At 67.5% G+C, this 12456-nt stretch carries 14 protein-coding genes; 4 read left to right on the plus strand and 10 right to left on the minus strand.

The genetic code is table 11. The features are described from left to right. Window positions 1–28: 28 nt before the first annotated feature. Both ABL844_RS17050 and ABL844_RS17055 read left to right on the plus strand, forming a co-directional pair. Window positions 29–955, plus strand: a complete 927-nt coding sequence (locus ABL844_RS17050) for a LysR substrate-binding domain-containing protein (protein WP_418128283.1) — start codon at window positions 29–31, stop codon at window positions 953–955. Between the two features lie 132 nt (window positions 956–1087). Next, window positions 1088–2611, plus strand: a complete 1524-nt coding sequence (locus ABL844_RS17055; protein ID WP_418128284.1) for a serine hydrolase domain-containing protein — start codon at window positions 1088–1090, stop codon at window positions 2609–2611. A gap of 57 nt (window positions 2612–2668) precedes the next feature. Here the strand turns inward: ABL844_RS17055 and ABL844_RS17060 are convergent, their stop codons facing one another. Beyond that, window positions 2669–2869, minus strand: coding sequence for a hypothetical protein (locus ABL844_RS17060; protein ID WP_126020114.1), 201 nt, complete (start codon window positions 2867–2869; stop codon window positions 2669–2671). A 189-nt stretch (window positions 2870–3058) separates the two neighbouring features. Here ABL844_RS17060 and ABL844_RS17065 point away from each other — a divergent pair, with 189 nt between their 5' ends. Beyond that, window positions 3059–3775 carry a hypothetical protein gene (locus ABL844_RS17065; protein ID WP_418128285.1) on the plus strand — a complete coding sequence of 239 codons (717 nt, stop codon included), beginning with the start codon at window positions 3059–3061 and terminating at the stop codon, window positions 3773–3775. A 10-nt stretch (window positions 3776–3785) separates the two neighbouring features. On the opposite strand, the gene ABL844_RS17070 is transcribed toward ABL844_RS17065, so the two are convergent. The 3 genes from ABL844_RS17070 to ABL844_RS17080 form a co-directional block, all read right to left on the minus strand. Further along, window positions 3786–4058 (minus strand): hypothetical protein, encoded by a 273-nt coding sequence (locus tag ABL844_RS17070; RefSeq protein WP_418128286.1) that lies wholly within the window; start codon window positions 4056–4058, stop codon window positions 3786–3788. Between the two features lie 21 nt (window positions 4059–4079). Continuing rightward, window positions 4080–4328: a hypothetical protein gene (locus tag ABL844_RS17075; RefSeq protein WP_126020122.1), complete on the minus strand. Its 249-nt coding sequence runs from the start codon at window positions 4326–4328 to the stop codon at window positions 4080–4082. 303 nt (window positions 4329–4631) lie between these two features. Further along, window positions 4632–5534 carry a LysR substrate-binding domain-containing protein gene (locus ABL844_RS17080; RefSeq protein ID WP_418128287.1) on the minus strand — a complete coding sequence of 301 codons (903 nt, stop codon included), beginning with the start codon at window positions 5532–5534 and terminating at the stop codon, window positions 4632–4634. Window positions 5535–5669: 135 nt separating this feature from the next. Here ABL844_RS17080 and ABL844_RS17085 point away from each other — a divergent pair, with 135 nt between their 5' ends. Then, complete coding sequence (locus tag ABL844_RS17085; protein WP_418116483.1) at window positions 5670–6338, plus strand: FMN-dependent NADH-azoreductase; 669 nt, start codon at window positions 5670–5672, stop codon at window positions 6336–6338. Window positions 6339–6348: 10 nt separating this feature from the next. On the opposite strand, the gene ABL844_RS17090 is transcribed toward ABL844_RS17085, so the two are convergent. From ABL844_RS17090 to ABL844_RS17115, 6 genes are all read right to left on the minus strand, one after another. Continuing rightward, complete coding sequence (locus tag ABL844_RS17090) at window positions 6349–7254, minus strand: SDR family oxidoreductase (RefSeq protein ID WP_418128288.1); 906 nt, start codon at window positions 7252–7254, stop codon at window positions 6349–6351. 81 nt (window positions 7255–7335) lie between these two features. Next, a complete protein-coding gene (locus ABL844_RS17095; RefSeq protein WP_369662239.1) occupies window positions 7336–8274 on the minus strand; it encodes a glutathione S-transferase family protein in 939 nt (312 codons plus the stop codon). Between the two features lie 32 nt (window positions 8275–8306). Further along, window positions 8307–9950, minus strand: a complete 1644-nt coding sequence (locus ABL844_RS17100; protein ID WP_418128289.1) for an isovaleryl-CoA dehydrogenase — start codon at window positions 9948–9950, stop codon at window positions 8307–8309. A 38-nt stretch (window positions 9951–9988) separates the two neighbouring features. Continuing rightward, window positions 9989–11005, minus strand: coding sequence for an NADP-dependent oxidoreductase (locus ABL844_RS17105; protein ID WP_418128290.1), 1017 nt, complete (start codon window positions 11003–11005; stop codon window positions 9989–9991). 30 nt (window positions 11006–11035) lie between these two features. Next, on the minus strand, window positions 11036–11497 hold the full coding sequence (locus ABL844_RS17110) for a PaaI family thioesterase (RefSeq protein ID WP_184637720.1): 462 nt from the start codon (window positions 11495–11497) through the stop codon (window positions 11036–11038). 138 nt (window positions 11498–11635) lie between these two features. Beyond that, window positions 11636–12433, minus strand: a complete 798-nt coding sequence (locus tag ABL844_RS17115) for an SDR family oxidoreductase (protein WP_126020138.1) — start codon at window positions 12431–12433, stop codon at window positions 11636–11638. Between the last annotated feature and the right edge of the window lie 23 nt (window positions 12434–12456).

Below are 12456 nucleotides of genomic sequence, written 5' to 3' on the forward strand. Positions count from 1 at the left end.
AGCTTCACAAACGATCATTTCTCCACCGATGAACGAGATTGGCTCACCTGTCCGCACGCCGCGCCGTCTGCCTGCGTTGCTCTCGCTGCGCGCCTTCGAGGCCGCGGCCGCACACCTGAGCTTCCAGCGGGCTGCGCAGGAACTCTCGGTGACGCCATCGGCCATCAGCCACCAGGTGCGCGCGCTCGAAGACACGCTGGGCCAGCCGCTTTTTCGCCGCCTCACGCGCCAGCTTGCGCTGACGCCTGCTGGCCAGCGCCTCTTCGACGACCTGCGCACAGGCTTCGACCTGCTGGAGGCCGGTGTCGACAGGCTGCGCCGCCCTTCCGCCTCGCAGGCCGTGACCCTGAGCACCAACACCGCCTTCGCCGCGCGCTGGGTGCTGCCGCGCATGGATGCCTTCCGCAAGGCCTCCCCCGGTGTGGAACTGCGGCTGCATGCGAGCGACACGCTGGTCGACCTGGCGCGCGGCGAGGCGGACATCGCGGTGCGCTCCGGCAACGGAAACTGGCCGGGGCTGGTGTCGCGCGAACTGATGCCCGAGCGCTACGCGCCGCTGTGCAGCCCGATGCTCGGCCTGAAGGACGCGGCCGATCTGCCGAAGCACCGGCTGATCCACTGCGACTGGCAGCCGCAGGTGCTCGCCCCTGCCGTGTGGCCGCGCTGGTTCCGCGAAGCCGGCATCGCGCCGCCGAGGGGGCGCGCGATGAAGGCATCGGGCCTGTCGTTCTCCGACGAGACGCACGCCATGCTGGCCGCGCTCGCCGGGCATGGCGTGGCGCTGCTGAGCCTCACGCTCTCGGCTGAGGAACTCCGCAGCGGCGCGCTGGTGCAGCCCTTCGGGCCTGTGCTGGACACGGGCAGCTACTTTCTTGCCGTTGCGAACGGCAGGGAAGACGAGCCGGCGATACGCGCCGTGTGGGAGTGGATCGCATCGCAGGCCACCGCTGCCTGAGCGGAATCTGAAGACCGGGCTTGCAGTCTGTTACCGGTTTCGCGCAGACTCCGGCAACAACTAAGCGAGGAGCCCCCTATGAAGAGGTTTGCCGGCGTGCCCGTTGCCATTGCGACAGGCGCGCTTCTTGTAATGGTTTTGGCCTCATGCGGAGGCGGCGGTGGGGGCGGCGGCGGAGGTGGAGGAATAGGCATAGGACTGGGCACCGGCGGAACCACGCCGCCCGCCACGAACACACCCGAACTGCCGGCGCGCGAAGCCCTCATCGCACGCGCCAGAAGCTACGAACTCAACACGCCGTACGTGCCGCCACCGGGCGATCCGCTGGAGCACAACACCTCGGGCTACGCCAAGGCGATGTGCTCGGCAGCCTTCATCACCGGGCTCGACCCCGCCGTCGCGGCCGAGAGCGTGGGCTACTTCACCGGCCCTTACGCGCAGCGCAAGAAGGTCGGCACGCCGGTGGTCGACCGCGCGAAGAAGGAAGTCCGCATCACCATTCCCAACGGCCCGACGCTGACGGCCCGCTACTACGGCTCGCAGGGCTGCATCACGCTGCCGCCGGGCAGGGACGACGTGTTCTTCACGCCGGTGGCGGTCAAGAGCGCCCTGCCCGACGCGTCGACCCAGGCATGGCCCATGGGCGACGTCATGCCTGGCGGCACTCCGCCCGGCATCGACACCGCGAAGGTGAGCCAGGCGGTCGACGCGGCCTTCGAGCTGCCCGAGGCCTACACGGCGGCTTTCGTGGTCACGCACAAGGGGCGCATCGTCGGCGAGCGCTACATGAATGGCATCGGCCCGGGCACGCCGCTGGAGTCGTGGTCGATGGGCAAGAGCGTGACCGCGACCATGATGGGCGTGCTGATGAAACAGGGCGAATACCAGCTCGACCAGCGCGCGCCCATTCCGGAATGGCAAGGTGCGGACGACAAGCGCAAGGAAATCAGGATCTCCGACATCCTCCACATGTCGAGCGGCCTGCGCATCAAGGCGCCCGACGACCCGGACTTCGACCCCAACGGCACCTACCCCGACCACGTCTACTTCTACACGGGCCGCATCAACATCTTCAACTACGCGGCCACGCGGCCGCAGCAATGGCCGCCCAACACCATCGGCCGCTATCGCAACACCGACCCGGTGCTGGCGAACTACCTGATCCGGCTGGCCGTGGAAAAACGCGGCGAGGAATACCTGTCGTTCCCGCAGAGAAACCTGTTCGACAAGATCGGCATCCGCACGATGACGCTGGAGACCGATCCCTACGGCAACTTCATGGGACAGGGCTACGACTTCATGTCGGCACGCGACTGGTCGCGCCTGGCCAACCTGTACCTGCAGGACGGCGTGTGGAACGGCGAGCGCATCCTGCCCGAGGGCTACGTCAGGTTCGTGAGCACGCTCGCGCCGACCTGGGCGGCCGACAAGCGCCCGATCTACGGCGGCTTCTTCTGGCTCAACGGAACGAGCACATGGCCGGTGCCGACCTCGGCCTACTACATGCTCGGCGCCGGCGGGCAGGTGGTGCTGATCGTTCCCTCGCACGACCTCGTCGTGGTGCGCCTGGGTTTCGACAAGGGCGAAAGCTCGTCGGTCCCGAGCCTGCGCAAGGCACTGACGCTGCTGATGCAGGCGGTGCCCGCGTCGTCGTGAAATGAAGAAAGGCCTCCCGAAGGAGGCCTGCAACTCGAGCTGGTGTCCGGCTTCGTCTCAGCGCGTCTTGCTCAGCAGCGTCGGCACCACATAGCCATCACGGTAGACGGCCTCGATGGTTCCGTTGACCGTGTCGGACGGATGCGCGGTCACGAACTTTTCCTCCGTCACGCGGTAGACCACCATGGTGCAGGACGAGTGCTTGCTCAGGGTGCGGGCCACGCCTGTGGCCTGCCTCAGGGTCGGATATGTCTCCATGGGGTGCTGCCTCCTCGTCTGCTTGATGCTGCTCCAAATGTTAACTCTTTGGTACTCAAATATTCCTAAGGGTATTTTCCGAGCGCCAACAACGCGGATTTTCCTCATGGCGTCCTCCGGGGGAACCGGATGATCCCGTCATTGACAGTCCAGGCGACAGGCGCGACGTGCTTACTACACTGCCCACCGATGAACCAGGCGCTGATCTCCTTCTTCCACAGCGGCGGCGACCGCCTCCGCAGCCGCAGCGTGAGCGAGGTGGTGCTGACCGGCATGGTGGACGTGCCCATGCCTCCCGCTCGCCTGCTCGCCGACTGGGACCGGGAGATTTCCTCGCAGCTCGCGCTGGAGCTCGGAGACGTGGAGCCCCTGCCCCTCGCACGGGCCCGCGCGCGCTGGCCGGACTACCGGCTCTGCGTCCAGGCCGCGTCCGACTGGGCGCAGGCGCAGAGCCTGCCCGGGGTGCTGGCCTCCAGCGACATCGCCCTGATGGCCTGCCGCGGTGCGACGTACCACCACGACGGCACCCGGTACGGCTTCGCGGCGTTCTGCAATCTCTTCATGAGCGAGGACAAGGGACTGGACCTGCACTTCCCCTTCGCGGACCGGCGCATTCCGCTGAGGCGAGGCTCGGTGGTGATCTTCGACACCGGCCAGCCTCATGCCGTGATCCGGCGCGGCAGCAGCGGCTTCGACGCGGCCGACTTCGCGGAGGGCACGGATTGCAACCTGGTCTTCCTGACATGGGAGCTGCCCATCGAGGACGCCTCCGTGGCGAAGGCGCTGCGGATCGAGTTCGACGTGGCCGCACAGAACGCGGCGCAACCCGACGAGGAGTCGCTCATGCTGGGCGGCAAGCCCGCCGTCGTGCACCCCGCTTCCGGCCAGTGGATGAGCAACGACTGACCGGCTTCGCTCAGCGCTCCTGCGGACGAGCGGCAGCGCCGGCGGCAAGCTCGGCCAGGCATTCCCTGACCGCTTGAAGCGGCGTCCTCTCATGGCAGCGTGCCGCGGCCTCGCGCGCGACGGCTTCGCTCAGGCGTCGCTCCTGCGCGGCCTCGACCTGCAGTTCGACGATCCATTTCATGAGCACGGCCAGCACGATCAGCAGCCCGATCGCAGCGCCGATGAAGGTCAAGCGCCAGCTGCCGAGGCGAAGGATGGGAGCCGTGCCAGGCTTGCCGGCCATGCTTTCTTCCCGCCCGGGCATCTAGCGCGGCAGGCCCGGAAAGACCCACATGCTCAGGCCGAGGATCAGCCCGATCCCAAGGAACACGATGGCGGCCGTGGTGAACACCGATGCCGCCACGATGTTCTGGACGAACAGCGCCATCAGCACGAACCCCACTGCGGCGGCGAAGCACATCACGACCGGCAGCAGCGCCCTGAGCGCCGCGCCGCGCCCTGGCACCGAGGTTGGTTCGTCCGGGCTGCCTTCGCGCAGGAACGGGGTTCGCATGACTGTCCTCCTCTTCGCGATATCTCGCGTATATGCATGGGGGCCGCTGAAGAAGGCCGGCTGCTTCGGGGCAACCTTTTCTGACCTTCATCAAAGAAAGTGTCCGAAGGTTAAGGAAAGGATCCGGCCGGGCTAAGGGATTACTGCGCGAACCTCGCGCGCGAGAAGAGGCCCGGCGAACAAAGCTCGACGGCCTGCGTAATAGTTAACAACCGGTACACCGCAAGGCACCGCCCGATCCTCGCGCGGACTCTAGAAGCCCGGACCGGCCGCCACCAGTGTCGAAAGTCATTGCACGCGAAGTCAGCTATTCGCGCCGGGCGGCTGAAGCTCCCTCACCCACTCGAACACCGCCGCCACGGCGGGTTCGTCGCGCCGGGCCTGGGGGCAGACGAGATGGAACGGCAACCCCGGCAGTTCCGGGCCGAAGGGCTGCACGAGATTGCCCGCGCGCAGTTCGTCCGCGATCAGCGCCAGGCTCATCAGCGCGACGCCCTGCCCCTGCAGCGCGGCCCACACCGTGTGCGTCTCGTCGGAGAACACCGGCCCCGCCGACACGTCGAGGCCCGGCACCTGCGCTTCCTGCTGCCACGCGGCCCATGTGCCGGGCTGGCTCTTGCTGCCGGGCACCGTGAAGTGCAGCAGCGTGTGTCGCACCAGTTCGCCGGGGCGGCACAGCTTGAGCGCGGGGCTGCACGCGGGCGCGAAGACGTTGTCGAACAGCTTTTCAGACACCATGCCCGGCCACTGCCCGCGTCCGTAGCGGATCGCGAGGTCGGCCGTGACGCCATCGAGCGCCACCGCGTCGTGCGACGCGTGAATGCGCAGGTCGAGCCGCGGATGCAGCGCGCGCAGCGTGCTCACGCGCGGCAGCAGCCATCGCGCCGCGACCGCCGGGGTGGTCGACAGCGTGATGGCCATGCGCTCAGGTGGCGCTCGCAGCCGCGCAACGGCATTCGCCATCGCGTTGAACGCTTCGCCGAGCACCGCCTGAAGTTCCCTGCCCTGCGACGTGAGCACCAGTTGCCTCGGCTGGCGGATGAAGAGCGCCACGCCCAGCGAATCCTCCAGTTGGCGCACCTGGTGGCTGATGGCCGTGGGCGTCACCGAGAGCTCGTTGGCCGCGAGCTTGGCGCTGCAATGCCGCGCCGCGGCTTCGAAGGCGCGCAGCGCCGCCAGCGGAGGGAGTTGGCGAAGGTTGGCCATGGATGAATTTATTTTTCAGCAACGCAAAGAAATCGTCGTTTGTCGCCTTGGCGGTGCGCCGATAAATTTCTCTCCATGCCAGGCAGACAGCTGAATTCTCTTCATCCAACCCTTCATGTCAAAGAGGACTGCACCATGACCACACTGCTCCACATCGACGCCAGCGCCCGCCCCGGCCGTTCGGGCACGCATGTCCACGGCTCGCATTCGCGCCGCCTCAGCCATCACTTCGTGACGACCTGGCGGGCAGCCCGTCCGGACGACGAAGTGATCTACCGCGACATCGGCGCCACGCCGCCCGGCAACGTCACGGGCGAGTGGATCGCCTCGGGCTATACGCCAGCCGGGCAGCGTGAGCCGTGGATGCACGCGGTGCTCGCCGAAAGCGACGCACTGATCGACGAGCTCCGCCGCGCCGACGTGCTGGTGATCGGCGCGCCCATGTACAACTTCGGAATGCCCGCGCCGCTGAAGTCGTGGATCGACAACATCGTGCGCATCGGCTCGACCTTCGACTTCGACCGCGACCGCGAGAACCCGTACGTGCCGCTGCTGGCCGAGCGACACCGCCGCACGGTGCTGCTCACCTCGTGCGGCAGCAGCGGCTACGGGCCGGGCGGATTCCAGGCGCAGATGGACCTGCTCACGCCGGGCATCGCGAGCCCGCTGGCGCTGCTGGGGCTCAACGAAGTGCACAGCGTGGCGATCGAGCACGCTGAAGACCATGGCGACCTGCTCGACCGCTCCATCGCCAGCGCGCTTGCCCGTGTCGAAGCGCTCGTGGCCGAACTGCAGGCCGGCTGAACGCCCCGGCTCAGGCCGAACGCAACTGCTCGCGCAGCTTCTGGCCGATTTCGGGCCGCTCCAGGAACGGGTCGGCCGGATTGGTGATGGAGACGATGTTCTCCATGCGGCTGCGCACGTTGCCCAGCGCCTTCGGATGGCTGAACACGTAGAACTGGTTGTCGCTGATGGCTTCGAACACCTTGGCGGCCACTTCGGCAGCCGTGATCTTGCCGCTGCTCACAGCCTTGTTGCTCATCGCCTGGCCGATCAGCTGGCTCTTGGTGAGCTCGCTTTCCTTCGGCGCGTTCGGACGGTTGCGCTCGCTGCTGGTGATGCCGGTGGGCACGAAGTACGGGCACAGCAGGCTCGCGCCGATCTGGTCGGTGACGAGGTTCAGGTCCTGGTACATCGTCTCGGTAAGGCTCACCACCGCGGCTTTCGCGGCGTTGTAGATGCCCATGTTGGGCGGCGTGAGCAGGCCGGCCATGCTGGCCGTGTTGGTCACGTGGCCGCGGTAGGACGGGTCCTTGGCCGCAGCCTCCAGCATCATCGGCACGAACAGGCGTACGCCATGGATCACGCCCCACAGGTCCACGCCCAGCACCCATTCCCAGTCGGCCACGGTGTTCTCCCACACCAGGCCGCCGGCGCCCACGCCCGCGTTGTTGAAGACGAAGTGCGGCGCACCGAAGCGCTCCTTCACGGCAGCGGCCAATGCCTCCATCTGGGCCGCGTCCGACACATCGACCTTGCGCGCCAGCACCTGCACGCCGGCCGCTTCCATCTCGGCCTGGGCCTTGTCAAGCGCATCCTGCTGCACGTCGACCAGCACGAGGTTCATGCCGTGGGCGGCGCCGATGCGCGCGCACTCCAGGCCGAAGCCCGAACCCGCGCCGGTGAGAACGGCGGTCTTGCCCTTGAAGTCCTGAATCATTGGGTGCTTTCCTTTGGTTGACTCTGTGCCGTCTATTGGACCGCTTCAAGCGGAGAACGGCTGTCGTTCGCGTGACGCGAGTCAGCCCTCGGCCTTCTTCAGCACATACCCGATCCGAGGAAAGTGCACATGCACCGTGCCCGCGCGCTCGCTGCTGCGCTCCAGCGTGTAGTGCGTGCGCGTGGCGGCCACGAGCGTGCCGGGCGTCTCCTCGAGGCCGAAGCTCTCGGCGCGGATGGTGACCGCGGTGCCCAGCGGGATGCCGTGGTCGTCCTGGAAGGTGCTGTCGGTCAGCAGTGAATGCGGCGTCGAGGCCTTCGCCACCGCGATGGCTTCTTCGCTCGAGAACTTCTCGGGCACGTCGTGGCCGATGGCGGCCATGCGGTCCATCCAGTCGATCACCGCGGGCGTGAGGTCGAGGATGGTGCGGACCGACTCTATGCGCCGCGTGTACCACAGCGGGTGGTAGGCCGAGAAGTCGGCGATGCTGGGCACCTCGCCGAGCAGATAGGGCTTCTCGTCGAGCATGTCCGACAGGCGGCGCAGGTACGACTTGTAGGCGCTGGTGGCGTCGGCCGGGCGCAGGCGGGTCATGTTGCCCGCGCTCATCTTGCCGCGGTCCTCGCCGAAGGCCTTCGCGGCTTCGGGCGGCGCCTTGGCAAACACTTCCGCCGCGCCCCTGGGCTGCAGGTTCCAGGCCATGGCGGCCCAGAAGAGCGTGGTGTCGGCCCACTGCGCGAGGATGCGCGACATGCCTTTTTCAGGCTCCGGATAGAGCGTGGGTTCGGGCCGCAGATGCTCGAGCACGTCGGCGATGAGCGCGCTGTCGCAATAGATGTCGGCGCCGATCTGCAGGAACGGCGTCTTGCGGTAGCCGCCGGTGAGCACCTCCACGTCGGGCTTGGGCATGATCGGCGGGATGAAGACCGACTTCCACGGCAGCTTCTTGGCGCCGAGGATGAGGCGCACCTTCTCCGAGAACGGCGAGGTGAGGTAGTGATGGAGGATCAGGTCGGCCATGGTGTTTCCCGTGGGTTGTCGTTCGTGTTGCGTCAGCGCGGCTGTGCGCGCTGGATGATGGCGTCGAAATCTGTGCCTGCGCCCAGCGTACCGAAGGCATTGCCCCAGTCGCCGGCCAGGCGCGATGCGCAGAACGCGCCGGCCACTGCAGCCGGCGCCGTCTGCACCAGCAGCGCGGCCTGCACGGCCAGCGCCACGTCCTGCGCGAGACGGCGGGCCTCGGCTTCCGAAGCCATCGCCTCGATGCGCGCCGGCAGCGCATCGGCCAGCCGGTCGAGCGCGGCGTGATGTCCGCGCGCAGGTGCGAGTTCCTTCGCCAGCGTGGCCACCGCGTCGCCCTTGCGCAGGCCGCGCAGCAGGTCGAGCGCCATGATGTTGCCCGCGCCTTCCCAGATGGAGTTGAGCGGCATCTCGCGGTAGATGCGGGCCATGATGCCTTCGCCGCCCTCCTCCACGTAGCCGTTGCCGCCCAGGCATTCCATGGCTTCCTGCGCGAAGGCGCTGCCGCGCTTGCAGATCCAGAACTTGGCGACCGGCGTGAGCAGCCGGGCCATCAGGCGCTCGTGCTCGTCGGACTGGTTGTCGAAGGCCCTCGCGAGGCGGATGGCGAGCGCGGTGGCGGCCTCGCTCTCCAGTGCGAGGTCGGCCAGCACGTTCTTCATCAGCGGCTGTTCGATCAGCGCCTTGCCGAAGGCCATGCGCTGCGTGGCGTGATTGAGCGCGATGGCCAGCGACTGGCGCATCAGCCCGCTGGTGCCCAGCGCGCAGTCGAGCCGCGTCATCGTGCCCATCTCGAGGATCTGCGGGATGCCGCGCCCCTCCTCGCCCACGAGCCATGCGATGGCGCCATGGAACTCCACCTCGGAGCTCGCATTGGCCTTGTTGCCCAGCTTGTCCTTCAGCCGCTGGATGCGGATGGCGTTGCGCGAGCCGTCGGGCAGCACGCGCGGCAGGAAGAAGCACGAGAGCCCGGCGGGCGCCTGGGCCAGCACCAGGAAGGCATCGCACATCGGCGCCGAGAAGAACCACTTGTGGCCGGTGATGGCGTAGCGCTCGCCCCAGGCGTCGCCGGTGCCGTCGCGCACGGCCTGCGTGGTGTTGGCCCGCACGTCGGAGCCGCCCTGCTTCTCGGTCATGCCCATGCCCATGGTCACGCCGGGCTTGTCGCTGAAGGGCTTGAGCGCCGGGTCGTACCAGAGGCTGCCGAGCTTCGGCGCCCAGTCGGCATGCACCGCCGCGTTGCCGCGCAGCGCGGGTGCAACGGCGTAGGTCATGGAGACGGGGCAGAGAATCGACGGCTCCAGCTCGGTGAAGAGCATGAAGCCAGCCGCGCGCAGCACGTGCGGCGAGGCCGATGTGCCGGTCCACGGCGTGCCGTGCAGCCCGGCGCCCACCGCGGCGCTCATCAGCGCGTGATAGCTCGGATGGAACTCCACCTCGTCGATGCGCCGCCCGAAGCGGTCGTGCGTGTGCAGCTCGGGCGTGTGGATGTTGGCGAGCCGTGCATGCGCCTGCATGCCGGCCGAGCCGAGGGTTGCGCCCAGTTCGTGCAGCTGCGCGGTCTGCAGCGCGGGCGCGTTGAACTTCAGCGCATCGCGCAGGGGCCGGTTGGTGTCGAAGAGGTTGTAGTCGACCAGCGGTGCAGGCTGGTTGAAGACCTCGTGCGTCGTTTCCATGGCCGGCCTCCTTGCCGTGCGTTCAGTTCATCGAAGCATCAGATGAGCTTGACGAGCTGCTTGCCGAAGTTGCGGCCCTTCAGCAGGCCGAGGAAAGCTTCAGGCGCCGATTCGATGCCCTGCGCGATCGACTCGCGCGGCTTGAGCTTGCCAGTGGCCACCAGCGTGCCCAGCTCGGCCAGCGCCTCGGGCCACACTTCCATGTGCTCGCTGACGATGAAGCCTTCGATCTTCATGCGGTTGATGAGGATCAGCGCCGGGTTGGCCAGCGGCAGCGGCTGGCCGTCGTAGCCCGCGATCATCCCGCACAGGGCCACGCGGGCGAAGGCGTTGGCGCGCAGCAGCACCGCGTCGAAGATGTAGCCGCCGACGTTTTCGAAGTAGCCGTCGATGCCCTTCGGGCAGGCTTCCTTGAGCGCGGTGCTCATCGACTTCACATCGGGGTGCTGGCGGTAGTCGATGCAGGCGTCGAAGCCCAGCTCTTCCGTAACGTACCTGCACTTGTCGGCGCCACCCGCGATGCCGACCACGCGGCAGCCGCGCGCCTTGGCCAGCGCACCGAAGGCGCTTCCGACTGCGCCGCTGGCGGCGGTGATGACCACGGTTTCACCGGCCTTGGGCGCGATGATCTTCACCAGCCCGTACCAGGCGGTCACGCCCGGCATGCCGACGGCGCCGAGGTAGTGCGACAGCGGCACGTGCGTGGTGTCGACCTTCTTCAGCGCGCCGGGCTGCGAGGCATCGACCACGCTGTATTCCTGCCAGCCGCCGAAGCCCACCACCTTGTCGCCCACGGCGTACTTGGGGTGCTTGCTTTCCACCACTTCACCGACCGTGCCGCCCTGCATCGTCTGGCCCAGCGGCTGCGGCTGCGCGTAGCTCTTGGAATCGTTCATGCGCCCGCGCATGTACGGGTCGAGGCTCATGTAGTGGTGGCGCACCAGGACCTGGTTGTCCTTGAGTTCGGGGGTCTGGGCCGTGACGAGCTTGAAGTTGCTGGCGATGGCCTCGCCCTCGGGGCGGTTGTCGAGGTGGATCTGCTTGTTGGTGGGCATGGAAGGCTCCGGGGGAGAAATAGGGTCGGGTCAGTCGGTCGAGGGCGGGCGCATCTCGTTGGCGCTGGCCGGGCCGGTCGGCAGCCGGCGCTTCACGTACTTGAAGGTACCGGTGGCGTGGGCGCACACGCGCTCCTGCTCGTCGTAGATTCTGGCCTCGGTGAAAGCCAGCGTCGCCGTCCTGTGAATGAGCGTGCCGCGCGCGTGCAGTGGGCCGACCGAGGGCTGCATGAAGCTGGTCTTCATCTCGATGGTGACCACGCCCATCTCGGGCGCGATGCTGCGCGCGGCAGCGGCCATGGTGATGTCCAGCAGCGTCATGCAGGCGCCGCCGTGCGTCACGTCGAAGGTGTTCAGGTGCTCGGGCTTGGCGGTGTAGAGGATCTCCGATTCGCCGTTCTCGAACTTCGTCAGCTCGAAGCCCAGGTGGCGCGCGAACGGGATGCGGCTCGTGTACGAGCGGAAATTGATGTCGTCGGTTTGATCGGTCATTTCAGTTTGCCAGCCTCCTGCACCTCTGCGCGGCCCGTTCGCGGGCTCCCGCGGAACCGGCTTCGCCGGGCCGCAGGGTGCGCCCCCTCGAGGGGGTGTCCGAGCCACACGAAGTGGGCGAGGCTGGGGGTGGTCATTTCAAGCTGCGCCGAGCACCACGCTCACGCCGCCGTCCACCGCCAGCCACTGGCCGGTGACGTGCTTGCCGGCGTCGCTCGCGAACAGCAGCGTCAGGCCCTTCAAGTCCTCCTCGTCGCCCAGGCGGCCCAGAGGCGCCTGCGCGGCCATCTTCTCCTCGCCCAGAGACTTGATGAGGCCGGCTGCCATCTTCGTCATGAAGAAGCCCGGGCAGATGGCGTTCACGTTGATGTTGTACTTGCCCCATTCGGCAGCCAGCGTGCGGGTGAAGCCGATGACCGCGGTCTTGGAGGTGTTGTAGGCCAGCGTCTGCATCTCGGGCGGGTTGCCGTTGAGGCCGGCGATGGAGGCGATGTTGATGATGCGGCCCGATTTCTTCGGGATCATGTAGCCGTTGGCGATCTGCTGCGACAGGATGAAGTAGCCCCGCACGTTGAGGTTCATCACCTTGTCCCAGGCCTCGACCGGGTGGCTCTCGGCCGGAGACCCCCAGCTGGCGCCCGCGTTGTTCACGAGGATGTCGACCGCGCCCATGCGCTGCAGGGTCTCGTCGGCCAGGCGGCGGGTGTCTTCCTCCTTCGAGCAGTCGGCGGCGATCCAGCGCGCGTCGATGCCGGCGGCCTGCAGTTCGGCGGCCGCCTGCTCCAGATCATCGGCCTTGCGCGAACTCAGCATGATCTTCGCGCCGGCCTCGCCCAGCGCGTGGGCCATCTGCAGGCCCAGGCCGCGCGAGCCGCCGGTGACGAGGGCGGTCTTGCCGGTGAGGTCGAAGAGTTTCTGGACGGTGCGTGCGGTCATGGCTTGTCTCCGGGGTTCGGGTT

The sequence above is a fragment of the Variovorax sp. 278MFTsu5.1 genome (assembly GCF_048305045.1).
Classification (GTDB): domain Bacteria; phylum Pseudomonadota; class Gammaproteobacteria; order Burkholderiales; family Burkholderiaceae_C; genus Variovorax; species Variovorax guangxiensis.